Origin of the sequence: Streptomyces sp. CA-250714 (assembly GCF_050936705.1) — a bacterium.
GTDB lineage: Bacteria > Actinomycetota > Actinomycetes > Streptomycetales > Streptomycetaceae > Streptomyces.
The window spans coordinates 2,663,400-2,690,040 of record NZ_JBNJMI010000001.1 but is presented as its reverse complement, the minus strand read 5'-3'; the positions used below and the strand labels follow the sequence as shown (position 1 = coordinate 2,690,040).

Here is a 26,641-nt window from a genome sequence, read left to right as displayed (position 1 = left end):
CTTCGGCTACGCCGGTCGTGCAGCGAAGTGGACCACGTCGGGGACGCCTCGGGCGACCGGGATCTCATCGGTCCTAACGCGGCAGAATCCCGTATTACTCAGACATCCCTCGAATGTCGGCGACGGTTGCGCCGACCACACGGCAAGCACGCCGCCCGGTGCGAGGGCCTCCCGGCAGGCCGCCAGTCCGGCGGGGGAGTAGAGGGCGGCGTTGTCGTCGGTGACCGTCCAGTCGGGTCCGTTGTCGATGTCCAGGCACAGTGCGTCGAAGCGCCGCCCGGCGGCAGCCGACTCGTGCAGATACGCCACCAGGTCGGCCTCCACCAGCTCGGTACGCGGGTCCGCCTGCGCCTGGCCGCAGACCGCGGAGAGCGGCCCTGTGCGGTGCCAGTCGAGGATCGCGGGCTCCCGCTCGACGACGGTGATCCGCGCCCAGCGCGGCTCACTGGCCGCCTCGGCCAGCGAGAAACCGACCCCCAGACCGCCGATGAGCAGTTGCGGCCGGGCCCTCCCGGCGAGCTCGTCGAGCGCCGCACGCACCAGCAGCCGCTCGGAGCGGCCGTCGGAGGTGTCCATCAGAAAGCACCCGTTGGCGATGATCTCGTAGTGCGGGCCACGCCGCCGCAACACGACCTCGCCGTACGGTCCTTGGCGCCTCTCGACCACGACTGCCGGCTCCGGGACTGCTGAGATCGGGTTCGACATAGGGGGCAGGGTAAGCCGCCCGCCGCCGGGTCGGGGGCGATCGGCGGCGTCGTGCCCGGGTGGGGTCCGCCGGAATGTCCGGGTGCGGCTCCGGCGTTCCGCTGACCCGGCCTTGTCCCTCACCGCCTTGTCCCTCATCGCCTTGTCCCTCACCCGGAACCCCGGCCACCCCTCACCCGGGCTCACCCGGCGGGACGGCGATCGCTGACAGCGAACAGTTGTCCTCGAACCTGGGGAACATACGGAGCCTCAAAAGCATTGAGTGGATATTACTCAACTTGCCTGCCTAGGGAGAGATCATGGCTGCTGAGTCCCTGGAGTCCACACCGCTCACCCTGCCTGTGCTGCCCATCGACGCCGAGGACGGCGTCGTGCTGCCGGGAATGGTGGTGCCGCTGGATCTCTCGGACAGCGATGTGAGGGCCGCCGTCGATGCCGCGAAGTCCGCGGCATCGGACGCGCCGGACGGTGCGAAGCCCCGGGTGCTGCTGGTCCCGCGGGTCGAGGGCAGCTACGCCGAGATCGGCGTCGAGGGCCGGGTGGAGCAGATCGGACGCCTCGCCGACGGCGACCCCGGCGCCCTGATCCGCGGGCTGCGCCGGGTCCGCGTCGGCACCGGCACGACAGGACCCGGAGCCGCACTGTGGGTGGAGGGCACGCCGGTCACCGAAACGGTGCCCGACCCGCTGCCCGGCCAGGTCGCCGAGCAGATGAAGGAGTACAAGGCCCTCATCACCGACTGGCTGCGCAAGCGCGGGGCCTGGCAGGTCGTGGACCGGGTGCAGCAGATCGACGACGTCGGCCAGCTCGCCGACAACGCGGGCTACTCCCCGTTCCTGTCCACCGAGCAGAAGCTGAAGCTGCTGGAGACCACCGCACCCGTCGAGCGGCTGAGGATCGCCACGACCGCCCTGCGCGAGCACCTGGCCGAGCAGGACGTGGCCGAGTCCATCGCCAAGGACGTCCAGGAGGGCGTCGACAAGCAGCAGCGCGAGTTCCTGCTCCGCCGCCAACTCGAAGCCGTCCGCAAGGAACTGGCCGAGCTGAACGGTGACCCGGAGGACGAGAGCGAGGACTACCGCGCCCGCGTCGAGGTAGCCGACCTGCCCGAGGAGGTCAAGAAGGCCGCCCTCAAGGAGGTCGACAAGCTGGAACGCTCCAGCGACCAGTCACCCGAGGGTAGCTGGATCCGCACCTGGCTCGACACCGTCCTGGAGATGCCCTGGAACGAGCGCACCGAGGACGCCTACGACATCTCCGGCGCACAGGGCGTACTGGACGCCGACCACGCCGGGCTCCAGGACGTCAAGGAGCGCATCACCGAGTACCTGGCCGTCCGCAAGCGGCGCGCCGAGCGCGGCCTCGGCGTCGTCGGCGGCCGTCAAACAGACACTGCCGCGCGCAGCGCGTCCACAACGGGTGGTGGTGGGCGACGGGCGGGCGGAGGGGCTGTGCTGGCGCTGACCGGGCCGCCCGGGGTGGGCAAGACCTCGCTCGGTGAGAGCGTCGCCCGCGCGATGGGCCGCAAGTTCGTCCGGGTCGCGCTCGGCGGCGTCCGGGACGAGGCGGAGATCCGCGGCCACCGGCGGACCTACGTCGGCGCCCAGCCCGGCCGTATCGTCCGCGCCATCAAGGAGGCCGGTTCGATGAACCCGGTCGTGCTGCTGGACGAGGTCGACAAGGTCGGCTCCGACTTCCGAGGCGACCCGGCGGCAGCTCTGCTGGAGGTGCTGGACCCGGCGCAGAACCACACCTTCCGGGACCACTACCTGGAGGTCGAGCTGGATCTGTCGGACGTCGTCTTCCTGGCCACCGCCAACGTACTGGAAGCGATCCCGCAGCCGCTGCTCGACCGGATGGAGGTCGTCGAGCTCGACGGATACACCGAGCACGAGAAGATCACCATCGCCCGCGACCATCTGCTGCCCCGCCAGCTCGAACGTGCCGGGCTGGAGAGCGGCGAGGTCACCTTCGACGAGGCGGCACTGCGCAAGCTCGCCGCCGAGTACACCCGCGAGGCGGGCGTCCGCTCCCTGGAGCGGTCGGTCCAGCGGGTGCTGCGCAAGGTCGCGGCCAAGCACCAACTGGACGAGGCCGAGTTGCCCTACACCGTCGGGGTGGACGAGCTGCGCGAGCTGATCGGCCGTCCGCGGCACACCCCCGAGGCCGCACAGGACCCGGCCGAGCGCCGTACGGCGGTGCCGGGCGTGGCCACCGGGCTGGCCGTCACCGGCGCGGGCGGCGACGTGCTCTTCGTCGAGGCGTCGCTGGCCGACCCCGAGACGGGTGCCTCAGGGCTCACCCTGACCGGCCAGCTCGGCGATGTGATGAAGGAGTCCGCGCACATCGCCCTCTCCTATCTGCGCTCGCGCGGCGCGGAGCTGGAGCTGCCGGTCGGCGATCTGAAGGAGCGGGGCATCCATCTGCACGTGCCCGCTGGTGCCGTGCCCAAGGACGGGCCCAGCGCCGGTATCACCATGACGACGGCACTGGCCTCGCTGCTCAGCGGCCGCCAGGTGCGGCCCGAGGTGGCGATGACCGGTGAGGTCTCGCTGACGGGGCGGGTGCTGCCCATCGGCGGCGTCAAGCAGAAGCTCCTGGCGGCGCACCGCGCCGGGGTGACCACGGTGATCATCCCTAAGCGGAACGAGCCCGACCTGGACGACGTTCCGGCGGAGGTGCTGGACGACCTCGACGTCCACCCTGTCTCCGACGTCCGCCAGGTCCTGGAGCTGGCCCTGACGCCCGCCCAGACACCCGCCCGTGAGGCGCCGGTCGCGGCGTGACGGACGCGACCGGCAACAGAGTGGCCCCCACCGGAAGGTGGGGGCCACTCACATGTGAGGGGGGTTGAAAGCACTGCTCAGGGGTGGGTTGCTGGGTTGCGTGGGGGCTGCCCCCATGGCTCTCTGCTGGGAGGGGGCGGCCGCGCGGCCGGGGAGGGGTCAGCCGCCGTTGGCCAGTACCTTCAGCCGGTCCATCGCCCCATTGCTGTGTCGTGTGGGGGGCAACCCCTCCCCCGGCCGGGGGAGGGGTCAGCCGCCGTTGGCCAGAACCTTCAGCCGGTCCATCGCACCGTTGAAGTAGTTGTGGTCGCCCACGGTCGGGCCGGTGGAGGTGTACTGCCAGAAGGTCCAGAAGCCCCAGCCGGCCGGGAGGGTGCCGGGCGAGGAGGCGTAGCGGGCGATCCAGAGCGGGTTCGAGTTGCCGAACGCGCTGCTGTTGCCGGTGCACTGGGTCCACCAGTTCGTGGTCGTGTAGATGACCGCGTCCCGTCCGGTCTTCGCCTTGTAGGTGCTGGTGAAGTCCTTGATCCAGTTCACCATCGCGCTCCGGCTCAGGCCGTAGCAGGTCGCGCCGTAGGGGTTGTACTCGATGTCGAGCACGCCCGGCAGTGTCTTGCCGTCCTTGCTCCAGCCGCCGCCGTTGTTGACGAAGTAGTTGGCCTGGGTGGCCCCGCTGGAGGAGTTGGGCAGTGCGAAGTGGTAGGCGCCCCTGATCATGCCGACGTTGTAGGAGCCGTTGTACTGCTGGGCGAAGTAGGGGTTCTTGTAGCTGGTGCCCTCGGTGGCCTTGGAGTAGGCGAACCGGACCCCGCTGTTCCACAGGGTCGACCAGGCAACGTTGCCCTGGTGGCTGCTGACGTCCACGCCGTGCACCGTCGCGGCCAGGCCCGCGCGCTTCTTGTCGGGCGGAGTACCGTCCGTGGAGTCCGCCTCGTGCATCTGGACACCCGCGCCCATCCAGGCTTCCCCGGGCTTGCCGGGCGCCTTGGGGTTGCCCCGCAGGCCCTCGGTGTCCTTGGCCGAATCCGTGGACTTACCGGACGCGGCGGACGTGGCCGACTTCGTACCGCTGTCCCCGCTGCCGGGAACCGCCGATGCCGCGCCCGGAAGTGCCAGGACGAGCGCGAGAAGGGAGACGAACATCCCGATGACAGCCGCGACTCCGCGTCTGTGTCGGGCCGTACCGGATCTGAAGCTGGGCATCGCTGCCTCCGGAGCCTCGATGGTGGGGGTCTGGTACGTGCGAAGTATTTACTGATGTGGGGGGTTTTGCTCTGCGACGCGCTGAGCAACTACACGCCAATGGTGTGCCCATGTCAGGAGGAAAGTACGCGCGTAGACCGGCCACGCGGAAGATGCCCCACCGTCTGCCGTTGGTCTACTCCTGCGAAATACTGGCGGAGCTGGGAGTATCGGCCTGGCTGGAGATAAGTTTCTTCATGGAAAACGCCGGAGACACCACTGACGTGCACAAGAACTCCACGGACTCCACCGACGCCGCGGGCTCCACGAACGCCGCGGACATCGTCGAGTCGTTCGGCACCGAATGCCTGGACGTGGAACGCGAGTTGGCCGTCTTCCTGCGCCGTGCCCGCGCCTCGTCCGGCGAGATGGCCCGGCAGGTCCACCCCGACCTGGAACCCGCCGCCTACGGACTGCTGGTGCGCCTCGAGGACGCGGGCGAGCAGCGGGCGACCGAACTGGCCGCCTACTTCGGCGTCGGCAAGGCGACGATAAGCCGTCAGCTGCACGCGCTGGTGCAGCTCGGCCTGGTGGACCGGCGTCCCGACCCCGCGGACCGCCGCGCCTCGCTGGTACGTCTCACATCGGAGGGCCGCGAGCGGTTCACCCGCGTACGGGACGCGCGCCGCCTGTCGTACGCGCGCAAGCTCGCCGCCTGGGACCGCCGGGAGATCGCCGAGCTGGCCCGCCTCCTCCACCGCCTCAACTCGCTGGCCGACCAGGAGGAGTGAGCGGTCAGGAGGTCGGCCCTTCGGTCTATCGGCGCCCTACCGGCCTGCTCCCGCAGTCACGCCGACCTCCGTGCCCGCACCAGCCCTCACGCCAGCTCCTGTTCCCACGCCGGTCCCCGCACCGCTCCCGGCACTGGTCCCCGCACCGGTCCTCGTGCCCACCGCCCCGCGAAGCTCGCTCCGCAGCTCGGGCGTCAGCACATGGCCCGCCCGCCCCACGAAGAGCCCCATCTGATAGCCGACCGCCCCCATGTCGCAGTCGGCCGCGGCGTGCACCCCCAGCAGCGAGCCGTCCCCGATGGCCATGACGAGCAGCGCGCCCTCGTCCATGGACACCATGGTCTGCTTCACCCCGCCGGCCTCCATCAGATCCGCGGCCGCGGCCGTCAGCGAGGCCACCCCGGAGACAAGCGTCGCCAGGTCGCCACTGGAGCCTCTGGGACCGCGCCCCCGTCCACCGCCGCGCCGCCGTCGCACCGGCATCCCGCCCCGCACGGCACCCGAACCCGCGGGAACCGCCGCCTCCTCGGCCCCCGGCGTCGCAGCTGCCTCCCCGGCGGTCAGCGCGGCAGCCCGGTGCTCGGCACCGAATGCGGCAGGACCGTGTTCGGCGCCCAGCGGCGCAGGCCCGTGCTCGCCGCCCAGCGCCGCAGGTCCGTGTCCGCCGCCCAGCGCGGCAGGTCCGTGCTCAGCGCCCAGTGTGGGATCGGACGCGAGCAGCAGCAGACCGTCGGACGAGACAACGGCCACGGACCGGATGCCCGGCACCTCTTCGACCAGTTTGTCGAGCAGCCACCGGAGATTACGCGCCTCCGCACTGTGGGGCGTGCCTGTGGTGAGCGGGTTCACTTACGTGCCTCCTCGGCGGTACCACCGTCAACCTGCGCCCCCGCTCGCTCTTCCGCGTTGCCGGTGTCCTCGGTCTGCTGCTCGGCCTGTGCCGTTTTCCCGGGCTGCTGGTCCTGCCGCCGGGCTTGTCGGGCCTGCTGGTCGGAATCGGTCTGGGTGGTCGGAGTGGTCTTGGTGGTCTGAGTGGTCGCGGTGGTGGGGTCCTCGGTCGCGACATGGGCCATGGCGTCCCGCAGGCCCTCGCGGGTGCCCTGCTGGAACCCGTCGAGCTTGCGCCGCAGTTCCTCAGCGGTGGCGCCGCCCTTGCGCGCACGCGGTGCGGTCGGCTCGCGCGGTATCTCCCTGCGGACCCGCTGCGGCAGCCCGAAGTGTGTGACAGCCGACGCGGCGGGCTCGTCCAGCTCACCCTGCCCCGCCGCCCCGCCCGGACCCGCCGCCGGCTCGGGCTCCTCCGCCTGGGTGGGAGCCTGGTCATCGGTCCGCGCGTGCTCGTCGTCATCGGCCCGGGCGTGCTCGTCGCTCTCGCCCCGAGAGGGCTCGCCCGCGTCGGCGCCGTCGGACATTTGCGTGCCGTCGGCCGGCTGGGCGCCGTCGGACATCCGCGCATCGTCGGACAGCTGGGTGCGGTCGATGCTGTCGGGCAGCAGCGCGTGCGGGACGGTGACGTCGGCCACGGTGCCGCCGTCCTCCGCCTCGCGCAGCCGCACCCGTATTCCGTGGCGCGCCGAGAGCCGGGTGACCACATACATGCCCAGCCCCCAGGGGCCGCTCGTGCCCTCCCTCGCCGTCTGCGGCTCGCTCAGCCGGGAATTGAGCTCGGCAAGCCGCGGCCCGGGCATGCCCTCGCCCTCGTCCTCCACGGACACCACAGCCTCGCCGCTCTCCAGCATCCGCGCGCTCAGCCGTACCCCGGACTCGGCGGGGGAGAAGGCGGCGGCGTTGTCGAGAAGTTCGGCGACCAAGTGGCTCAGGTCGTCGGCGGCAAAGCCGTCGACCCGCACGTCCTGCGGCAGCGCCCCCAACTCGACGCGTTCGTACTGCGCTATCTCGCTGACGGCGGCACGCAGCACGTCCAGCAGCGGCGCCGGGGCGACGGTCACCGACGGCGCACCGCGCTCGGCCCGCTCCGCGCCCGCCAGCAGCAACAGGTTCTCGCTGTGCCGCCGCATCCGGGTCGCCAGATGGTCCAGCTTGAACAGCGTGTCGAGCCGGTCGGGGTCGGCCTCCCTCTCCTCCAGCCCTTCGATGATGCCGAGCTGCCGCTCGACCAGCGTGAGCGTCCGGCTGCCCAGATCGGCGAAAGCACCGTGGTCGTCCGCCGTGGCGGTGGCCCCATCGACACCAGCACTCGCACTCGCGTCCGTGCCCTGGCCCGGGCTCACGCCACTGTCCTGCCGCATCGACGCGGACACCTGCTCGCGCACCGTCTCCAGCTCGGCCTGCAGGGCGGCGAATTCCTCGCCCAGCAGTTGGTGCTTCTCGGTCAGTTGCGCCTTCTCGACCGCCAGCTGGTCCTGCTCCCGCTCCGCGCAGGCGGACCGGCGCCGCAGCTCGGCGGCGGTGGCCCGCAGCGTGTTGAGTGCTCTCACCACATCGGCGAACTCGTCGTTCCGGCCGCGGAACGTGATCGGCTCCTCGCCCGCCGGGTCCTCGGCGAGCCGCCGCGAACCACGCTTGAGCACCGACAGCGGGCGGGTGAGCGACCTGGCGACGGCGACGCTGGTGGCAACAGCGAGCAGCAGACAGCCGCCCACCAGACCGGCTCGCAGCTGCAACGTCGTCACATCGTCGTCCCGCAGTCGCTCCAGCCGCTTGACCTCCGCCACCGCGAACGACGACTGCACCCCGCGCATATGGGCCAGCCGCGCCGAGACGGAGCTTTCGAACCGCTCCCGGTCCATGGCGCGGGCCCCGCTCGTGAGGTGGTTCTTCGCGGTGACGGCCTTGAGATAGCGCTCGGCGACGTTGACGTCCGTGCCGTTGACGGTCGTGCTGTAGCGGTCCCAGGCCTTGGCGTCGGCCGTCTCCTCGAAGTCCGCGAGCGCCGCCTGCTCCCGCACCCGGGCCTGCCCTGCCGCCGTGACCAGCGGGCGCTGGGAACCCTGCCCCGCCAGCGCCGCCTCCAGCAGGCCGCGGGTGGCCGATGCCTGGTCGACGGCGCGCGCCAGGTCGCCGAGCGCCGCCGCCGTCCGGTTCTCCGCCCGCGCGGGCAGGCCGTCGGAGATGCCCCGGGTCAGCTGACGGAGCGTCTCGATGACGTCGGAGTAGGCGTCGTAGGAGTCGAGCGGGCCGCGCTTGCCCTTCATGGCACCCTGCCGGATGGCGGGCAGCTTTCTGACGGCCTTGGCGACGGCGCCGGGGGACGCGGACGGAGCGGCGGAGCCGGGCCCGGACGGTGCCGAGGACGCGGCCGCGCGCAGCTCGCGGGCCTGCCGGTCCACCCGGTTGCGCTGGGCCTCACTGACGCCCGTACCACCCTTGCCGCTGCGGCCCGCCGCGATGTACTCGACCATGCCGTCGCGCTCGTCCGCGAGGGAGTGGGACAGGGCGATGGCCTGCTGGTTGAGCCGGGCCAGATCGACGAGTTCCTGTGCGTCCGCGGCGTCCTGGGAGCCGGCGACGAGAGTGGGCGCCCCCGCCGCCACGACGGCTACAGCACCCACCGCGACGGACACCAGCAGCCTGTTGCGCACCCGTGCCCGCCTACGTCCCACAGGGGTGGCCGCTTCCGCTTCGGTGGTGGCAGTGGCGCCGGGGCCGGTCGCCGTGGCCTGGGGAACGTCCGCACTGAGACGTTGCTTCTTCCGCACCCGCACTCGCAATCTCGTCCCGCCTCTCCCGGAGGGCCCGGGCGGCACAGTCCAACGTGTGTGGCGAGAGGGTGGCCCCGCCCCCGCGCCGGCACCCTCTGCGACCTTCGGTTCCCAGCTGTCTCTCCTGGCCTCCGGCCGCGCGGTGCTCCGCAGCGGTGTCCCCACACTCGACGACCGACCTTGGCAGTGCGCTCCTGAGGCGGGTGAGAATCCCCTGCTGGGCCACCCGAAGGAGTGAACATCACTCCTCGGCGGCGGAACAACTCGGCCTGAGCCGGGCACTGTCCGCACCCCGGGCACTGGTTGGAAATCCGTCCGGCGTCCTGGCAGGATGCCTGCCGAACTTTGCGGAAGGACAGATTCCGTTCTGCGCCCGGTCGTTTTCCAGCCGCCCGTGCCCGCGCGCATCCGGGCGCGCGATAACGCCGTAGGAGGGGTGGGCGGCGTCGGGCACCGGTCCGCTGCGGCCCGCGCCGCGCCCGCTGCGGAAGTCACCGGCCCCTCCAAGATCGACCGTCCGGCAGACTGCCGTCATGCGCATCGACATGGTCACCGAACCCGGTAATCCTCAACGTCCCAATGAGGATTACGTGTCGGCCGCCCTGCCTGCCTCCGGCTGCGGCGGAGCACTCGTGGTGCTGGACGGAGTCACCCCGCCGGAGGGCACGGACGGCTGCCGCCACGGTGTGCCGTGGTTCGTGGCGCGGCTCGGCGGCGCCTTGCTCGAACTCGCGGGAGCACGCCGGGACATGGAACTGGCCGAATGCCTCGCCGTCGCCGTGGCCCGCACTGCGGACGCCCACCGCGAGACATGTGATCTTTTTCACCCGCGTACTCCTCAGGCAACCGTGGTTGCCGCCCGGTGGGATGAGGAGCGGGTCGAACACCTGGTGCTGTCCGACTCCGCGCTCGTCCTGGAGACCGCCGACGGGACGGTGCGCCCCGTGCTCGACCGCCGACTGGCCGAACTTCCGCCCGCCGTACAGGCACTGCGCGACCGCGTACGGCTCACAGGGGAGGAGCCGGACCGCGCGGCCTACGTGCGCGCCGTTGAAGGGTTGCGCAACGCGCCGGACGGCAGCGGTTTCTACACGGCCGCAGCCGACCCGGGCGTCGCTGCACAGGCGGTGACGGGCAGTCACCTGAGGGCGGACGTTCGTGCCCTGCTCGCCCTCACCGACGGCGCCACCCGCTGGACGGAGACCTTCCACCTCGGCGACTGGGCCGGCCTCTTCGCCCTCGTCCGTAAGGAAGGACCACGTGCCCTCATCCACCGGGTCCGCACCGCCGAGTCGGAATCGCCCCCCAGCCGTGGGAAGCAGCACGACGACGCCACGGTGCTCCTGGCCGAGCTGAGCTGAGACCGCAGCCCGCACCGCCGTCTCGGGGGCGAGCACCTCACCCCTCCTCTTCGCGGCCCTCATGCCCGCCGTCCGTCCGGACGCACAGCGCCGAGCGGCCGGTCGGCGGCGAGAGGCGTCAGCCGCACCGCGCTCCCCGGCCGAGGGGCCTGCACCACGCGGCCGTTCCCCGCGTACATCCCCACATGTGTGGCGCCCTCGCGGTAGATGACCAGGTCGCCGGGGCGCAGCTTGTTCAACGGCACCCTCGGCAGCCGCCGCCACTGCTCCTGGCTGGTGCGCGGAATATCGCGGTCCGCATGGCGCCACGCCTGCTGGGTGAGCCCCGAGCAGTCGAACGCCCCTGGCCCCTCGGCGCCCCACACATACGGCTTGCCGATCTGTTTCAGTGCCCAGTCGAGAGCCTTCCGTCCCTGCGCGGAAGGCGAGCCCGTTGCACCGCTCGGATCCAGCGCCCCCGAGGCCACCAGCTTCTGCTGCGCGGCATCCGTACGGTCCCGCTCCAGTTCGTGCAGCCGGGCGAGCTGATCCCCGGTCAGCGACGAGAGAAGACTCTCGACCTTCTTCAGCCGCCGGCGCACCTCATTCCGCTGCTCCTTCTTACGCTTCGCCAGCCGCTCCTGCCGCGCCACCGCCGCACGCGCTCGCTGTGCCGCCGCCGCGTGCCGCTGCCTCCCGTCGGTCAGCTTCCGCACCGTGGTGGCCTGGTCGCCTGCCGCTCGCTGCAACAGATGTCCGCGCTCCAGCAGCCGGTAGGGGTCCCGCGCGAGCAGCATCTGCACCGTCGGCGGGATGCCGGTTCCCTCACCCCGGTACTGCTGCCGGGCCAGCTCACCCGCTTGCATCCGCCCGGTCGCCAGCGCGGACTGGGCCCGGGAGAGCTTGGACTGCGCACGGCGGGCCTTCGCACGCTGGGTCTTCAGCTTCTCCGCCGTGCTGTTGTACGCCTCTGACGCCTCCTCAGTGCGCTGATACAGCAGACTGAGCTCGCCCAGCAGCTCGCCGACGGACTTGCGCCCCGCGTCGGGCGGCTCCGCCACGGGCCCAGGATCAGGGGCGCCGGGCGCCCTCGGACCTGCCGCCGGCGCCGTACCGACGAAACTCGCCGTACCACCAAAACCCGCTGGGGCGCCGAAACCCGCAGGGGCGGCAGGCCCCAGCACGGTCACGGCCGCCAGCACGATCCCGATCACTACCGCACCGGTGCCCGGCCTGGCCCCCCTGGCCCCTCCGCCGCGCGCCGTTCGCGCCGCTCGCGCCCTCGTCTCCCGCACTACCTGCAACACCCGAAACACCGCACACCTCGCTCCCGAGCGGCGTCTCCCCGTCGTCGACCGCTCTGCCGCGATCGTGGCACGGGAATCGGGACCGGCTCAGGGCGAGCGAAGCGGCTGGGTGCACGTCTCTCACTCGAACGAGAGACCCAAGGGCCCGCGCCCGGCGCCAGCTGCCGAACCGGCACGGACCAGCGCCGGCGAACACACGACGGGCGGCGACGGCGAGAGCCCCGCAGCCTTGCTGGTCCGGGGCTGCACGGGCGCGGGGCAGGGTCCGGGCGAACCGAAATCGCCTGTCCCTACCTCCACTCCACCGTGGTGTCCAGCGCCTTCGTCCCGCCCCTCCTCACCCGTACGTGTGAAGAGTTACGCCCACTCGCTCATCCGGACCCGCACGCACCCCTGGTCTTCCGGCCGTTCCGCGCCCCCCGACCGCCGCCACCGCTCGCACCCCCACCACTGCCACCCGCCCAGCCCTCACCCGCTCCACCGCTCAGCGTCCCCAGCCCCTCCGTCCGACCAGCGCCCGCGCGGCGTCCGCGCGTTCACCGATCTCGTGGAGGTACGGCTCCGGAAGCCACTCCCGCGCCGGGCGGGTTGCCGCGCCCGACAGGTCCAGGGTGTGGGCCAGCGACTCCGGTTGTGGCCGCGTCTCGGGCGTCTTGTGCAGGCACGACAGCAGCGGCATGCACAGAGCGTCGGGCACTCCCGTCAGGTCCGGGCCCTCGCGTGCCGAGGGCAGCGGGCTGCCCGCGAACGGATGCCGCGCGCTCGCCGCCAGCACCAGTACGGCGCCCAGCGCGAAGACATCCTCGGCCCTCCGCGCCGACGGCCCGAAGCCGGCACCGCCGACGGCCGCGGAGTGCCTGCCCAGCGCGATGCCGTAATCCACCACGCACGGCCCTTCGCCGGTCAGCAGTACGTTCGCGGCCCGTAGATCTCCGTGCGCGGTCCCCGCCGCGTGCAGCGCCATCAGCGCACGGGCGAGCGCACCGCCCAACGCGCGGACCGACATCTCCGGCAGCGGTCCGTACACGGCCACCAGCGCCGACAGCGGCACGCCCGGTACGAACGCCTCGGCGGTCCAGGGCTGCTCGCTGTCGAGTTCGCAGCCGAGAAAGTCGGCGACGAACGGGCTGTCGACCGCCTCCGCGACCCGCGCCGTCTCCTGCCGCAACCGCGCCCGCAGCTGCCGGTCGCGCAGCAGTTCGGGCCGTACGGCGCGCACCGCGGCCACCCTTTTGCGCGCACCTCGCCGCGGAGCGCCCCTGCCCAGGTAGACAGTGCCCGCCCCGCCGTGTCCGAGGACTCCGAAGAGCCGGAAGGGCCCGAGCCGCTGGGGATCCGTCTCGCGCAGCCGCGCGATGGCTTCGATCACGCCAGCAGAAAACCGCCTCTACACGGTGCTGTCCAGGCTGTGCGCGCCATCCGGGACCGGATCTCCGGTCCGACGGAGAGCGGCTCCACGGGGCAACCGGTCCAGACCACTGACGTCAGCTGCTGCGAACTCCCGCGTCAGCTGCCGCGGTCTCCGGCACCAGACACCACGACATCTGGCGCCACGATCGTCAGACGGCCACGAACGTCAGTCGCCACCGACTCCCGCGTCAGCTGCCGCGGACTCCGGCATCAGCCGCCACGAACGTCAGCCGCCACGACCGTCAGACGGTGATGCACGCCAGACAGCCACGAACGTCAAACGCCACCGAACCCAGCCTCAGCGACCCCCACCACGCCTCCTGCGCCACGGCAGCCGCTCCAGCGGTCCCTTCGCCGGCACCCCCTCCGGGTCGTAGACGTACGCCCAGCCCCGTGGCAGTCCCAACCGGTTCACGGCGGCAGGCTCCAGCCGGTAGACGTGGACAACCGGCGGGCCGCCGTCCGGATCCGGCACCGGGATCTCGTAGCTACGCGGCGGCCTGCCCGTAGGGCCCAGCGGAACGGACAGTGTCCGCCCGTCCAGCGGGCCGCCGCGGAAGGCGGTCTCCTCGCTGCGCACGGCCTCAGCCCACTTCGCCGTCGGCCACGGCGGCGACCGCCGTACCATCCGACCCCGCACAACGGTCCCCGTCGGCCGAGGCTTCGCACGACCCCTCGTCGTCCGCTCCCTCACCACCGCACCCACCGGATCGGTCGCCGCCTGTCGGGTCCGGGCCGCACGGCTGGGCGAGCTGGCGGGCGCCGGGGCCCTGCTCGCCGAGCCAGTCCTGCGGGTTGACCAGCGCGCACGCCGTCAGCGACAGACAGCCGCAGCCGATGCAGTCGGTGAGGTGATCGCGGAGCTGCTCCATCAGCGCGATCCGCTGGTTGAGGTCTTCCCGCCAGCACTCCGAGACGGCAGCCCAGTCGTCCCGGGTGGGCGTACGGCCCTCCGGCAGCAGGGAGAGCGCTTCCCGGATGGCGGCGAGCGGTAGGCCGAGCCGCTGAGAGGCCCGGATGAAGGCGACGCGGCGCAGCGTGTCGCGGCTGTAGCGGCGCTGGTTGCCGGAGGTACGACGGCTCTGGATGAGCCCTTCGCGCTCGTAGAAGCGCAGCGTTGACGTGGCCACACCGGCGCGCTCCGCCAGCTCCCCGACGGTCGCTTCCCTGGCCTTCCATGACAGCTGAGACGGCATGGCCTCAGCCTAGCCCAGTCTTCAAGTAATCTTTAAGTCCGAAACCGGCGCTCACCAGGTCCGAAACCGGCGCCCATCAAGGCCCATCAAGCCTCTGGATCCGGCGCCCATCAAGTCCGGAACCGCCACTCACCGCCGCTCATCCGGCCAGCGCAGCCGCGCGATATCAGGCCCGCACAGCAGCCGCGGGCCCCTTCTCACAACAGCCGCCCCGAATCTCACAGCAGGTGCCCCGAATCCGCGACCACCGGGAGCACCCTGCGCACCAGTTCCGCGACCGCACCGTCGGGCTCCTCCAGAGCCAGCGCCCGCCGGACCACAGCGGCGGTCTCCGCGTCACCGGCCGCGGTGGCGGTCAGCAGAGCGACGAAATGGTCCACCAGCCAGTCCCGCAGTTGCGGCAGCGGCGGCTGTTTTCCCTCGTCCAGCCAGATCAGCGACGCGGCCTCCACGGCCGAGATCCACGTCCGTACGGCCATCCGCATCCGGGGCGACCCACGCCCCTGGCTGCCGCTGCTCCGGTCCGCCGCCAGGTGGGCGAGGATCTGCTCGGCGGCGTCCCTGCGTACCTCGTCGACGATGGCACTCGTGCGCGAGGTCTCCACCACGCTGCCGCCCTGCAGCAGTGCCATGAATCCGGCGTCATGCTCGTCGACGAACGCCAGGTAGCGGTCGAGCGCGCGGGCCAGCCGGGTGGTGAGCGGGCCGGTGGGCGGCTCGGCGAAGCACTGCTCGAGCTGGTCGGCCGCGCTGCGCAGCGCGGCCTCGTACAACTGCTGTTTGCCACCGGGGAAGTACCGGTAGACGAGCGGGCGGGACACCCCCGCCGAGGCCGCGACATCGTCCAGCGACACATCCTCGGGCCGCCGGTGTGCGAAGAGGCCGAGGGCGTGCCCGAGCAATTGACTGCGCCGCTCGTGCACGCTCAGCCTGCGATACGCCGGGGCGGTGCCGCTGCTGCTCATGCAGTGCAGCGTAACTGTCCCGGCAGACGTCGGCGTTCCTCGCGCACCCCGTAGTTCGTCACGCGTGCTTCACGCGGCCCTCACCGAACGGCTCCACGCGGCCCTCACCGAACGACCCACGCGCCCCTCACCGCACGGCTCATTTCGGCAGCAGCCCGGAGCTCACCCACAGCTTGCGGCCGATGCCCCGCAGTACGCCGATCTCGTCCAGGAAGGCGGTCAGCCGCTTGGCCCCTGTCTGCATGATCTCGCGGCGGTGGCCGCTGGCCTTCACCTGGGCGACGGCCTCGTTCCTGTTCAGCCCGACGTCCTCGTAGACCTGCGGGTTGACGAAGGAGATGGAGAAGACCCGGGCGGCCTCGCCCGAGCTGATCCGGGTCAGCTCGGCCTCCCAGCGCGGGCACTTGACCATCTGGCGGCGCAGCTCCTCGCGCGCGTAACGCACATGCCGGGCCTCCTCGATGACGTGGATCCGCGTCACGCCGCGCACCAGCGGCTGTATGCGCTCGTCGGGGAAGGTCAGCCGCTGCATCCAGTCCAGGATCTCCTCGCCCAGCAGCGTCGCGGTGAACGAACCGGGCGTCGTGGAGACGGTCTTGAGCAGCCGCGCCAAATTGTGGTGCAGCCGGGAGACGGGGTACGCGGGCGCACCGGCGCGCTTGATCATGCGCGCGAACATCATCGAGTGCCGGCACTCGTCGGCGATCTCGGTCAGCGCATAGCGGACGTGGTTGCTGGTCAGCGGCTTGTCGTAGATGTGCCGTACCAGCAGCTGCATCAGGATCACCTCGAACCAGATGCCCAGCGAGGCGAGCGAGGCCGCCTCGTGCCGGGCCAGGTCCATCCGCTGTTCCTCGGACATCCGCCGCCACAGCGGGGTGTCGTACAGCGACACCAGTTCCGGCGGCCAGAACCACTTCCCGTCCTCGAACGGCGCTTCCCAGTCCAGCTCGGTGTCCGGGTCGAAGGAGTGCTTCCTGGAGGACTCGAGAAGCCGCTCGGCGACCTGCTCGCGGTCCTTGAGCAGACCGAGGGCGTCCCTGAGCACCTCGCGTTCCTGGTCGGCGATGTCAGGCGCTGTCGTCATGCTGAGGCACCTCTTCGTTGGGGGTGCCGGCGATCTCGTTCGAGTGTTACCGGCGGTCAAGTCTGCTGTCGACTCTTATGAGACTGCTTGTCAGCAAGGACGTCAATCCCCCTCGCACGACTTGTTGACCGTTCGGTAACACGCGTGTGAGCCTGCCAACTACCCACCCGTACCGGGCAGTCCCGCACCAGCCCCCCTCCCGTACCGGGCAATCCGTGACCGAAGGAGATGTCCGTGTCCTCACACGATCTCTATGTGCACGCAACCGACGCCCCCCTCTGGCAGATCCCCGCCTCCGGCAGCGCCCGCTTCTCCTGGGAGTACGACGACGGACGCGACCGCCTGCTGGCTCTGTACCAGAAGGGCAAGGACAAGCAGTGGGACGGGCAGCGCCGTATCGACTGGGACCTGGAGGTCGACCCGTACGACCCACTGGGCACCCCGGACGAAGCCATGACGCTGTACGGGACGCCCTACTGGGACAAGATGAACGAGGCCGAGCGGGGTGAACTGCGCCGGCACTACGCCTCCTGGCAGTTCAGCCAGTTCCTGCACGGCGAGCAGGGCGCCATGGTGTGCGCCGCACGGATCGTGGAGTCGGTGCCCGACATGGACGCGAAGTTCTACTCCGCGACGCAGACCATGGACGAGGCCCGGCATGCCGAGATCTACGGCCGCTTTCTCCACGAGAAGGTCGGCATGCTCTACCCGATCAACGACAACCTCCAGTCGCTCCTCGACGACACCCTCCGTGACTCCCGCTGGGACATGCCGTACCTGGGCATGCAGGTGCTGATCGAGGGGCTTGCGCTGGCCGCCTTCGGCATGATCCGCGACACCACCGACAAGCCGCTGCCCCAGCAGATCCTCGCCTACGTCATGCAGGACGAGGCCCGCCACGTCGCCTTCGGCCGGATGGCGCTGCGGGACTACTACAAGCAGCTGTCCGACGCCGAACTGCGCGAGCGCGAGGAGTTCGTCATCGAGGGCTGCTATCTGATGCGCGACCGGCTCAAGGGCGCCGAGGTACTGGAGAACTTCGGCATCCCGCGCGTCGAGGCGGAGACCTTCAGTGAGCAGTCCGAGTATCTGCAGCTGTTCCGCAAGCTTCTCTTCAGCCGCATCGTCCCCTGTGTGCGGGACATCGGCCTGTGGGGTGAACGCCTCCAGCGCGCCTATGTCGACATGGGCGTCTTCGAGATGGGCAACCAGAACCTCGACCTGCTGATGGCCCAGGACGAGGAGATCGCCGAGAAACTGGACGCCGAGCGCTTCGCCGCCGAGGAAGCCGAACGGACGGCTGAGGTGGCCGAAGCCATCGAGGAGGGCAAGACTCAGGTGTAGCCCATCCGGCACTCCCGCGCTCGCGGAGGCCGGCACTCCTGAGGAGGACGGCCATGGCACGCGCTGTCGGAATCGACCTCGGCACCACCAACTCGGTGGTCAGCGTCCTGGAGGGCGGCGAACCCACGGTTGTCGTCAACGCCGAGGGTGCCAGGACGACGCCGTCCGTGGTGGCGTTCGCCAAGGGCGGTGAGGTGCTGACGGGCGAGGTGGCCAAACGGCAGGCGGTCACCAATGTCGACCGCACCGTGCGCTCCGTGAAGCGCCATATGGGTGAGGCCAACTGGCGCTTCCCGGAGTCCGGCAGTATCGACGGCAAGTCCTTCACCGCACAGGAGATCTCGGCCCGGGTCCTCCAGAAGCTCAAACGGGACGCGGAGAGCTACCTCGGCCAGGACGTCACCGACGCGGTCATCACTGTCCCCGCGTACTTCAACGACTCCCAGCGGCAGGCCACCAAGGAGGCCGGTGAGATCGCCGGCCTGAACGTGCTGCGCATCATCAACGAGCCCACCGCCGCCGCGCTGGCCTACGGGCTCGACAAGGAGGAGGAACAGACGGTCCTCGTCTTCGACCTGGGCGGCGGTACGTTCGACGTGTCGCTGCTGGAGATCGGCGAGGGCGTACTGGAGGTCAAGGCCACCGCGGGCGACACTCATCTGGGTGGTGACGACTGGGACCAGCGGGTGGTCGACCACCTGGTCAAACGGTTCAAGGACGGCCACGGCATCGATCTGTCCAAGGACAGGATGGCGGTGCAGCGGCTGCGCGAGGCGGCCGAGAAGGCGAAGATCGAGCTGTCCTCGTCCACCGAGACGACGATCAATCTGCCGTACATCACCGCCACGGCCGAGGGCCCGCTGCACCTGGACGAGCAGCTGTCCCGGACCCAGTTCCAACAGCTGACGGAAGACCTGCTGGAGCGCTGCAAGACGCCGTTCCACCAGGCGGTGAACGACGCGAACGTGCAACTGTCCGACATCCACCACGTGATCATGGTCGGCGGCTCGACCCGGATGCCCGCGGTGACGGAGCTGGTCAAGGAGCTCACCGGCCGGGACCCGCACAAGGGTGTGAATCCGGATGAGGTCGTCGCCATCGGTGCGTCGCTCCAGGCGGGTGTGCTCAAGGGTGAGGTCAAGGACGTCCTTTTGTTGGATGTGACTCCGCTGTCGCTCGGTATCGAGACCAAGGGCGGCATCATGACCAAGCTGATCGAGCGCAACACCACGATTCCGACGAAGCGTTCGGAGACCTTCACCACGGCCGAGGACAACCAGTCCTCCGTGCAGATCCAGGTCTTCCAGGGTGAGCGGGAGATCGCGGCGTACAACAAGAAGCTGGGCATGTTCGAGCTGACGGGTCTGCCGCCGGCCCCGCGCAACGTGCCGCAGATCGAGGTCACCTTCGACATCGACGCCAACGGCATCATGCACGTCTCCGCCAAGGACCTGGGCACCGGCAAGGAACAGCGCATGACGGTCACCGGCGGCTCCGCCCTGCCCAAGGACGACATCGACCGCATGGTGCGCGAGGCGGAGCAGTACGCCGAGGAGGACGCGCGGCGACGCGAGTCGGCCGAGACCCACAACCAGGCCGAGCAGCTGGCCTATCAGACCGAACGCCTGCTGGCCGACACCGCCGAGGGCGCGGTGCCCGCCGAAATCCGCGCCGAGGTGGAGGCAGCGCTCGCCGACCTCAAGACGAAGCTGGCCGAGACCCCCGACGACCCGGCCCGGGCCACCGAACACACCGCGACCCTGCGCGAGGCCGTCGACCGCACCACGGCCGCGGCCCAGAAGATCGGCACAGCGATGTACGCGAAGGCCAGGGAGGGACAGCAAGGCGGTACGGAGGGGACGCAGCCCACCGGCGAGGGCGCACAACAGGGCGGCGCCGCTTCGCCGGACGAGGACGTGGTCGACGCGGAGATCGTCGACGACGAGCAAGCCGACGGCTCCGCGGGGCCCGGGACATCCGGCGGCTCCACCGGACCGGGCACGAAAGGGGACCGGGAAGGCGAGAGCTGACCCGGCAGGGGTTCGTCAGTCCCCGAACCACCCGGCGGCGTCCAGCCGGAACGCCGCCGGACCCACCACGGTCTCCAACGCGTTCTCCAGCTCCGTCAGCCGCTCCCGGCCCAACTGGTCGGCCCACCGGCCGTGCAGCTCCTCGAAAATGGCACCGGAGAGCACCAGCGCGTCGTGGCCGCGCGGGGTGAGCCGGACGAGCTTGCGCCGCGCGTCGGCGGGGTCGGCGATCCGTTCCGCGTAGCCCAGTGCCGCGAGCCGGTCGACGGTCTTTCCGGCCGCCTGCTTGGAGACGCCCAGCCGCCGTCCCAGTTCGCTGGCCGTCACTCCGTCCCGTCCGACGGCCTGCATGGCGAAGCCGTGTGCCGGGCGCAGTTCGGGATGCCCGTGGTCGGCCAGTTCTGCGTGCAACTGGTCGATCAGTGACCGGAACCCGGCGAACAGCAGCAACGGCAGCTCGAACCCCCACCGTTCGCGCTCAGTCATGACGGCCCTCGACAAGTTCGACAACCTGGTTTACCTTCTTTTCGACAACCACGTTGACTACTCTAGAAGAGGGGCCAGCTGTGCCCGGAACCGCCTTCCCAGGACTCACCCCGCAGTCCGCTCCCGCCGCCTCCCGCCGCATCCTGGAGGCCACCCAGCAGCGCCTCGGTTTCCTCCCCTCAGCGATGGCCCGCCTCGCCGTCTCACCGCACACTCTCGAGGCGTTCACCAGGATGAGCGCCGCCTTCGAGGCCGCCACCCTGGATGTGCTGGCACGCGAGACCGTCATCCTCACTGTTGCGACCCGCAACCGTTGTCACGTGTGCGTCGCCATGCACACCCGTAAGCTGCGTGCCCTCGACGCCGACGAGGAGCTGATCGAAGCCCTGCGCGAAGCGCGCCCGCTCCACGACGAACGCCTGGAAGCCGTCCGCGTCTTCACCATGGAGGTTCTCGACCGGGCCGGCGAGGTGGACACCGGATCGCTCGACGCCCTGGTCGTCCACGGCTACACCCTGGAGCAAGCCCTCGAAGTCGTCCTCGGCATCGGCGCGTACACCCTCTCCACCCTGGCCAACAGGCTCACCGGCGCACCTGTCGACGCGGAGCTGGAGCCATACGCATGATGCCGCGCGGGGTTCAGCGTGCGAGGCGGCGCACCGGGAGCAGGCAGTGTGCCGAGGTGGACAGCACCTCGTCGCTCAGGAACTCCCGGAGCTCCTCCTGCTGGATCTCGTTGCCGAGGTGCAGCGGCCAGGGCTGGGTCGCGAACAGGAAGTAGACGTGCCCGCGGTCGTGTGCCGCGGCAATCCACTCGGGCGGTGTCGAGTACTTCACCGACATGTTCGGCATCGTCAGCGCCACTTGCCCGCCCTCGACGAGCACGGTCACCGGGAACTGCCGCCCGGCCGAGGTGGCGTCCACGATGTTGCCGCCGACCGTCAGTCCGGCCGCCTCGGCGAGCTGCCGCATCCCGGCGGCGGTCTCCTCCCGGGTGCCCGCGCCGTCGCCGAGTGAGAAGACGAGCAGGAAGGCCACATCCCGCCCGTCGCCGTACTCACCGGCCCAGCCGACCACGCTGAGGGTGCCGACCTGTTGCTGAATGCCGCCTTGGGCGGCCTGGAGGGAGGTCATGGAGGGGCACCTTAGTGGCGACGAGGGCTGCACCCGGTACCAGAATCACCCTGAATGACCACATTTGGCGGCCGAGCATGCCACCGGGGGAACTGTCGCTCAGCTGTGCGTCCCCTGGGTGCTGACGACTGTCGCCCGGAGGTTACGTGTGCCGGCGGGAACCCTCCCCGGCCTCAGTGGTTTGGAGCGCCACCCCAATCAGACGACTACGCTATGGAGCTGAATGGTCACAATACGTTGTCCATTGCCTGGGCAACCCGTACTCGGTGGTGAACATGTTGAAGACCGGAACCGCCCGCCACAAAGCACCTGCCCCGCGCCAATTCGCACGGGCCGGTGTGCTCGCCGCAGCCGTCGGCGCTGCCCTCGGTTCGGCCGTCCCGGCGGCGGCAGCGGCCGAGCCCGGCGGCGCGGGGAAGACCGGCGGTGAGATCGCGGCCGGGGCCCTGGCCAAGGGCCTCGTGACGCCCGCCAGGGGGACGGTACGGGGCACTGGCATTGCGCTCGGCAGCGCGCTGAAGTCGGTCAACGATCTCCAGCTCGACCCGCTGGCCAACACCGGCACGGATCCGCTGGACAATTCCGTCGGCACCCAGATCGCCGACTTCCGCCCGCTGAGCACCGCAGCCGTCACCGGCCCGCTCGCCCGCGGCGCATCCCTCGGTGACCTCCCCCTGGTAGGACCGCTGACCACCCGGGCGACCGACGCGCTACGGCGCTGAGGCCGCGATGCGCCGCTTGCACTGACACCGCGTCACTCGCCGGGGCGCGAGGCGTGGCCGTTCCGCGGGACGTGGCCCGGGCGGGAGACGCGGTGGGGCGGGGGCAGGCGGTCGGGACGGGGTCACACGAAGAAGCCACCGGCTGGGTGCCGGTGGCTTCTTCTATGTGGTCCCTGCGTCGGCCCGGGGGCCGGTGGCTCAGCGGTTCCGCTCGCCGTTGGCGGACAGGGCCGCGATGTCGTCCAGGATGTGCGACAGCGGCTCGTCGCCCTTGGCCTGGGACGAGTTGTCCGAGCACTTCTGGGACTGGTAGGCGGACAGGATGTTGATGTCCTGAACAGTGATCGGGATGAGGCCGATGAGCGACCCGACGTTGATCTTCTCGAACGGCAGGGCGCAGATCCTGTTCAGGGAGCCCTGGAGGAGCTGGTTCTGCGGGCTCAGGTTGCCGTAGGTGGCGGCGTTGCCTTCGTTGTGGTCGGCGCCGTTGCCGTTCACCGTGGTGGTGCCGGTGTCGTTGCCGGTGGCCAGCGCCTGCGGGGCGGCCATCGCGGAGATACCGACGAGCGAAAGGGCCACCGTAGCGGTGGACAGGGCCTTCTTCATCATGGGTTCTACCGTTCTTCCTGGAATGGTGCGGAAGTCTGGGACGTCGGGTCTAACTGTCTTCCGCTTCATGAGTTTTTCCTTTTCACCTGAATGGTGTGTACGCCGTGACCCGTTAATCCCCTACCGGCGCGGGGCTGTCACTCGGGCAGCGGAAGTCCGCCCAACAGATTCTGATCGCCGATCAGCTTTCCGTCCTTCAGTGGGCGCTTCACAGCCTTTACCAAGGCGTCGAACTGCGGACCATCCACACCCAGTGGGGGGGAGGAGGAGAGCAGTTCGCCGCTTCCGAGGGCATATTCGAGACCGCGGTTCAGGCCTACGCGCGGGCCGACCTCAGGCTCGCTCGCAAAGGCGGCCGGCGCGGCGCCCACAGCCATCACAGAACCGGCGATGACGGCGGTGGTCTTCCTGTACTTCATTGGGTGCTTCTTCTCCCGGAAATGTGCGATTTTCCGACGGCGCCTGCCCTGGTGACAACACGCGGCAGGCCGGAAACCGCGCCTTCTCGCCTTTACGTGTCACGCACGCTCGCCCTCGCCCGTTACGAGCGAATCGCGGAACGGTGTGTGAAACGGTTCCGCGATTCACGGGCGCCTTGAATGCCGGCCGGGCGTGAGGACCGGTCAGCTGCGACGCGGAGTGGCACGCCGGTAGAGCACCACGCCGCCGAGCAGCGTGCCGACGCCGAGCGCCGTCGTGCCCCAAGCGCTGCCCACACCGGTGTCCGCCAGCACCTCGGAAGCCGCGACCTCGTGCTCGGCCGCTCGTGGAGCGGCCTGCGCCGCCGGGCCGGCCGGGCCTGCCTCACGGGCCTCGGCCGCGGGCGGCATCGCCTTCTCCGTCTTCGGAGCACGTTCCTCGACGCGCCGGTCCGCGGGCTTCTCACTGCGGTTCTCCACGGGGCGGGCGGGCCGCTCCGGCTGGGCGGGCCGCTCCGGGGTGCGTGCCGCGGGCGGGTGTTCCTCGGCGCTCCTCGGGGGCTCCTGGGTCCGCTGCGGGGGCAGCTGCGGAGGCTGGTGCGGCCTCTGCCGGGGCGGGTGGTGGCGCGGGGGTGTGCTGACATGCCCGTTGCCGCAGTTGTTGCCGAAGGCCGGGTTCAGCGCGCCGACGACGTCCACCGAGTTGCCGCAGATGCTGGCGGGCACGTTCACCGGAGCCTGGACCACGTTGCCCGATCCGACGCCGGGGGAGCCGGCGGCGCCACCACCGGCTCCCGCGTCGGCCTGGGCGTACCCGGCTGCTCCGGTGAGCGCTCCCGTGGTGGCGGCAGCGGTCAGGAGGCTGTTGCTCAAGACCTTTCGCATGGTCTCTTCCTGCTCTCAGTCTGGTGCGGAAGGCGCGGAGTTCTCGCAATCCCGTATCCGCGTCTCAGGAGACCGGACAGCTCCGGCGCGTGAGCTCCACGCCCCACGCACCGGAGCCGGCCCGAGCTGGTTCCCGCTCACGAGTGCGGGGGTGTCAGTCGGCGACGCAGGTGTTGCCGAACGCCGGGTTGAGCAGGCCGATGATGTCGATCGTGTTGCCGCACACCTGGATCGGCAGATGGATCGGGATCTGGACGACATTGCCGGAAATGACACCGGGGGAGCCGGAAGCGCCACCCTGGGCGCCCGAGTCGGCGAGGGCCGGAGCAGCGGCGGTGCCCAGGGCCATCAGCGTGCCTGCGGCGACGGTCGCGACCTTCGTGTACTTCACGTGGGAGTCCTTTCTCAAGCGGGTTTCCCTGGACCACGGATTTCGTATGTCCACGAGTGCTGGCTGATCGCCCGCAACTCCGCTGTCGCCATTCGTAACGATGTCGCGTTCCGTACGACACGAGTTATGCCGAATTACCTGCCCCATCCCTCTGGTGGCGTAGTGGATCGGGTTGGTTACGTCACTCGATGTGATGCGGAGTGATGCCGGTGGCTCCGCCGGACAGGTGACATTCGGCCGTCGCCGTCAAATCAGCGAATTACCGGAGTCCCGGAAACAGCGAAAGGCCCGGGGCGCGTGCCCCGGGCCCATTGCCCGCGTTCCGCTCTGGCCGCGGCCGGAGTTGCCTCAGCGGTTTCGGATGCCGTTACCGGAGAGGAGGGGGATGTCCTGAAGAATGTGCGAGAGCGGCTCGTCTCCCTTGACCTGGGAGGAGTTCTCAACACACTTCTGCGTCTGCGGGCTGGACAGGATGTTGATGTCCTGGACGGTGATCGGGATGAGACCGATGAGCGAGCCCAGGTTGATCTTGTCCGGAATTGCGATACAGGGCTTGTTCAGCGAGCCCTGGATCAGCGCGAACTGGGGGCTCCAGTTCCCGTAGGTGGCGGAGTTGCCGTACATCTGGGCCGCTCCGTTGCCGTTCACTGTCGTGGTGCCGTGGTCGTTGCCGATGGCCGCAGCCGGTGAAGCGGCCACGCCGACGACCGCTGTGGCAGCGGCGGCAGTGGCCAATGCGTTCTTGATCATTCTTGTCCTCCTGACGTGGAGCTCGGACGCGGAGCGCACTGGACAACTGGGCCGCAAGGTGTTGGTTGCGCATGTTCACCCGGACGACAACCCTCTCACCAGGGACGATGTGATTCTCGGTTCATCGGCCCGGTCCCTCGTCCGCAGCTGCGCAGGGCCCTCGGCCGAGGGCCGGGAGGCGCCCCGAGGCGGCTGTGCGCTCCTGTCTCTCCGGCCCCACCGGTTTGTCGTGGGCCCGCCCGTTCGGGCCATCCGTCCCTGCCGTCGTGGGCGGTGGGCGGTATGCCTGGAGGGATGGAAGCCGGAGGTGCCGGACCAGGGAGCGCGGCAGCCGGCGGGTCCCGGAAGGGAGTGCGGTCGTGAGCGGGACCGTTGTGGTGGGTGTCGACGGTTCTCCGTCGAGCCTGGAGGCCGTGGAGGTCGCCGCCCGGGAGGCGAAGCTGCGCGGCGGCTCGCTGCACGTCGTGCACGCGTTCGTCTGGCCGCTGATGAAGGTCCCCCTCGGCCCGTCCGCCATGGGCCCGCCCGAAGGCGGTCTGCGCACCGTCGCACACCGTACGGTCCAGGAGGCCGCCGCCCGCGCGAAGAAGTCCCAGCCGACCATCGAGGTCACGCACGCGGTCATCGCGGGCGAGCCGCTCTCCGTCCTGACCACCGAGTCGCAGGACGCCGATCTCGTCGTCGTCGGGACCCGTGGCCTCGGCGGTTTCACCGGCCTGCTCGTCGGCTCGGTCGCCGTCTACCTCACCGCACACGCCGAGTGTCCGGTGCTGGTCACCCGCGGCAGGAAGAACCCCACAGGGCCGGTGCTGCTCGGGGTGGACGGTTCCGAGGTCGGTGACGCCGCCGTCGGCTGGGCCTTCAAGGAGGCGTCGCTGCGCGGTGCCGAACTCGTCGCACTGCACAACTGGAACGCCTGGACCGGACCTGTCGCCGCGGGGCCGCGCATCCATGTGCCCACGTACTACGACGTGGACCTCTACCGGGCGGAGGAGGAACGCGTGCTGGCGACGGCGATCGACGGATGGCGCGAGCAGTACCCGGACGTGCACGTGACGCCACGGCTCGTCCAGGAGTACACCCGGCAGGCGCTCATCGCGGCCAGCGAGGAGTCCCAGTTGCTCGTCGTGGGCGCTCGGGGCCATGGCGGTTTCACCGGGCTGCTGCTCGGATCGGTCAGCCAGGCGGTGCTCCACCACGCGCACTGCCCGGTCGCTGTCGTACGGGCCGACCGCGGGCACCGGCACAGGCACGAGGGCGGGCACGGGGAGGCACAGGGGTGACGCGGCGGGGAGGGCTGCTGTCGTCCAAGGTCGAATTCTGCTCGATCTGCTGATCGCACGGGGGAGTTGAGGCATCCTGCCTGGAAGTGGACCGGAAGGACGGTCCGGGCCCCGAGCAGCGTTCGTCGCCCGGTGGCACCGGCCGCGACCACCCTTC

23 protein-coding genes and 2 pseudogenes are annotated in these 26,641 nt (G+C 70.4%); 8 read left to right on the top strand and 17 right to left on the bottom strand.

Annotation, left to right across the window (positions count from 1 at the left end; translation table 11 throughout):
• Positions 1-6 precede the first annotated feature (6 nt).
• On the bottom strand, positions 7-705 hold the full coding sequence (locus ACQEU8_RS11800) for a spermidine synthase (protein WP_433099633.1): 699 nt from the start codon (positions 703-705) through the stop codon (positions 7-9).
• A gap of 299 nt (positions 706-1,004) precedes the next feature.
• Here ACQEU8_RS11800 and lon point away from each other — a divergent pair, with 299 nt between their 5' ends.
• Entirely contained in the window at positions 1,005-3,491 is a 2,487-nt protein-coding gene (lon, locus tag ACQEU8_RS11795) for an endopeptidase La (RefSeq protein ID WP_433099631.1), read from the top strand.
• A 249-nt stretch (positions 3,492-3,740) separates the two neighbouring features.
• Here lon and ACQEU8_RS11790 read toward each other — a convergent pair whose 3' ends face one another.
• A complete protein-coding gene (locus ACQEU8_RS11790) occupies positions 3,741-4,694 on the bottom strand; it encodes a lysozyme (protein ID WP_433099629.1) in 954 nt (317 codons plus the stop codon).
• A gap of 236 nt (positions 4,695-4,930) precedes the next feature.
• On the opposite strand from ACQEU8_RS11790, the gene ACQEU8_RS11785 reads away from it, so the two are divergent.
• Positions 4,931-5,464: a MarR family winged helix-turn-helix transcriptional regulator gene (locus tag ACQEU8_RS11785; protein ID WP_433099627.1), complete on the top strand. Its 534-nt coding sequence runs from the start codon at positions 4,931-4,933 to the stop codon at positions 5,462-5,464.
• Between the two features lie 36 nt (positions 5,465-5,500).
• On the opposite strand, the gene ACQEU8_RS11780 is transcribed toward ACQEU8_RS11785, so the two are convergent.
• Together ACQEU8_RS11780 and ACQEU8_RS11775 are read right to left on the bottom strand one after the other, a co-directional pair.
• Positions 5,501-6,313 (bottom strand): roadblock/LC7 domain-containing protein, encoded by an 813-nt coding sequence (locus ACQEU8_RS11780; RefSeq protein ID WP_433099625.1) that lies wholly within the window; start codon positions 6,311-6,313, stop codon positions 5,501-5,503.
• The gene (locus tag ACQEU8_RS11775) at positions 6,310-9,123 is read right to left on the bottom strand and encodes a sensor histidine kinase (RefSeq protein WP_433099623.1); all 2,814 of its coding nucleotides are present in this window, start codon (positions 9,121-9,123) and stop codon (positions 6,310-6,312) included. Before ACQEU8_RS11775 ends, ACQEU8_RS11780 begins: the two co-directional genes overlap by 4 nt.
• Positions 9,124-9,659: 536 nt before the next feature.
• Between ACQEU8_RS11775 and ACQEU8_RS11770 the strand changes: the two genes are divergently transcribed.
• Positions 9,660-10,487: a protein phosphatase 2C domain-containing protein gene (locus ACQEU8_RS11770; protein WP_433099621.1), complete on the top strand. Its 828-nt coding sequence runs from the start codon at positions 9,660-9,662 to the stop codon at positions 10,485-10,487.
• 59 nt (positions 10,488-10,546) lie between these two features.
• On the opposite strand, the gene ACQEU8_RS11765 is transcribed toward ACQEU8_RS11770, so the two are convergent.
• The 6 genes and pseudogenes from ACQEU8_RS11765 to ACQEU8_RS11740 form a co-directional block, all read right to left on the bottom strand.
• Positions 10,547-11,527 (bottom strand): C40 family peptidase, encoded by a 981-nt coding sequence (locus ACQEU8_RS11765; RefSeq protein ID WP_433099619.1) that lies wholly within the window; start codon positions 11,525-11,527, stop codon positions 10,547-10,549.
• Positions 11,528-12,257: 730 nt separating this feature from the next.
• Positions 12,258-13,142 carry a protein kinase domain-containing protein gene (locus ACQEU8_RS11760; RefSeq protein ID WP_433099617.1) on the bottom strand — a complete coding sequence of 295 codons (885 nt, stop codon included), beginning with the start codon at positions 13,140-13,142 and terminating at the stop codon, positions 12,258-12,260.
• A gap of 339 nt (positions 13,143-13,481) precedes the next feature.
• Positions 13,482-13,763 (bottom strand): hypothetical protein, encoded by a 282-nt coding sequence (locus ACQEU8_RS11755; protein ID WP_433099615.1) that lies wholly within the window; start codon positions 13,761-13,763, stop codon positions 13,482-13,484.
• A 163-nt stretch (positions 13,764-13,926) separates the two neighbouring features.
• Positions 13,927-14,379, bottom strand: a pseudogene (soxR, locus tag ACQEU8_RS11750) (redox-sensitive transcriptional activator SoxR); the annotation flags it as partial.
• A gap of 218 nt (positions 14,380-14,597) precedes the next feature.
• Positions 14,598-15,344, bottom strand: coding sequence for a TetR/AcrR family transcriptional regulator (locus ACQEU8_RS11745; RefSeq protein ID WP_433099613.1), 747 nt, complete (start codon positions 15,342-15,344; stop codon positions 14,598-14,600).
• Between the two features lie 139 nt (positions 15,345-15,483).
• Entirely contained in the window at positions 15,484-16,431 is a 948-nt protein-coding gene (locus ACQEU8_RS11740) for an AurF N-oxygenase family protein (RefSeq protein WP_433099611.1), read from the bottom strand.
• A 234-nt stretch (positions 16,432-16,665) separates the two neighbouring features.
• On the opposite strand from ACQEU8_RS11740, the gene ACQEU8_RS11735 reads away from it, so the two are divergent.
• Positions 16,666-17,775 (top strand): ferritin-like domain-containing protein, encoded by a 1,110-nt coding sequence (locus ACQEU8_RS11735; protein ID WP_433099609.1) that lies wholly within the window; start codon positions 16,666-16,668, stop codon positions 17,773-17,775.
• A 53-nt stretch (positions 17,776-17,828) separates the two neighbouring features.
• On the top strand, positions 17,829-19,805 hold the full coding sequence (gene dnaK / locus ACQEU8_RS11730) for a molecular chaperone DnaK (RefSeq protein WP_433099607.1): 1,977 nt from the start codon (positions 17,829-17,831) through the stop codon (positions 19,803-19,805).
• A gap of 15 nt (positions 19,806-19,820) precedes the next feature.
• On the opposite strand, the pseudogene ACQEU8_RS11725 reads toward dnaK, so the two are convergent.
• Positions 19,821-20,343, bottom strand: a pseudogene (locus ACQEU8_RS11725) (MarR family winged helix-turn-helix transcriptional regulator).
• Between the two features lie 28 nt (positions 20,344-20,371).
• On the opposite strand from ACQEU8_RS11725, the gene ACQEU8_RS11720 reads away from it, so the two are divergent.
• Positions 20,372-20,917, top strand: a complete 546-nt coding sequence (locus tag ACQEU8_RS11720) for a carboxymuconolactone decarboxylase family protein (RefSeq protein ID WP_433099605.1) — start codon at positions 20,372-20,374, stop codon at positions 20,915-20,917.
• A gap of 13 nt (positions 20,918-20,930) precedes the next feature.
• On the opposite strand, the gene ACQEU8_RS11715 is transcribed toward ACQEU8_RS11720, so the two are convergent.
• Positions 20,931-21,425 (bottom strand): DUF5949 family protein, encoded by a 495-nt coding sequence (locus ACQEU8_RS11715; protein WP_433099603.1) that lies wholly within the window; start codon positions 21,423-21,425, stop codon positions 20,931-20,933.
• 275 nt (positions 21,426-21,700) lie between these two features.
• On the opposite strand from ACQEU8_RS11715, the gene ACQEU8_RS11710 reads away from it, so the two are divergent.
• Complete coding sequence (locus ACQEU8_RS11710) at positions 21,701-22,147, top strand: hypothetical protein (protein ID WP_433099601.1); 447 nt, start codon at positions 21,701-21,703, stop codon at positions 22,145-22,147.
• A 198-nt stretch (positions 22,148-22,345) separates the two neighbouring features.
• Here ACQEU8_RS11710 and ACQEU8_RS11705 read toward each other — a convergent pair whose 3' ends face one another.
• From ACQEU8_RS11705 to ACQEU8_RS11685, 5 genes are all read right to left on the bottom strand, one after another.
• Complete coding sequence (locus ACQEU8_RS11705) at positions 22,346-22,753, bottom strand: rodlin (protein ID WP_433102326.1); 408 nt, start codon at positions 22,751-22,753, stop codon at positions 22,346-22,348.
• 140 nt (positions 22,754-22,893) lie between these two features.
• Entirely contained in the window at positions 22,894-23,175 is a 282-nt protein-coding gene (locus ACQEU8_RS11700; RefSeq protein WP_433099599.1) for a hypothetical protein, read from the bottom strand.
• 204 nt (positions 23,176-23,379) lie between these two features.
• Positions 23,380-24,060: a chaplin family protein gene (locus tag ACQEU8_RS11695; RefSeq protein WP_433099597.1), complete on the bottom strand. Its 681-nt coding sequence runs from the start codon at positions 24,058-24,060 to the stop codon at positions 23,380-23,382.
• Between the two features lie 154 nt (positions 24,061-24,214).
• A complete protein-coding gene (locus ACQEU8_RS11690; RefSeq protein WP_433099595.1) occupies positions 24,215-24,451 on the bottom strand; it encodes a chaplin in 237 nt (78 codons plus the stop codon).
• A gap of 348 nt (positions 24,452-24,799) precedes the next feature.
• Positions 24,800-25,201 carry a rodlin gene (locus tag ACQEU8_RS11685; protein ID WP_433099593.1) on the bottom strand — a complete coding sequence of 134 codons (402 nt, stop codon included), beginning with the start codon at positions 25,199-25,201 and terminating at the stop codon, positions 24,800-24,802.
• Positions 25,202-25,560: 359 nt separating this feature from the next.
• On the opposite strand from ACQEU8_RS11685, the gene ACQEU8_RS11680 reads away from it, so the two are divergent.
• On the top strand, positions 25,561-26,484 hold the full coding sequence (locus tag ACQEU8_RS11680; RefSeq protein ID WP_433099591.1) for a universal stress protein: 924 nt from the start codon (positions 25,561-25,563) through the stop codon (positions 26,482-26,484).
• Positions 26,485-26,641: the final 157 nt, after the last annotated feature.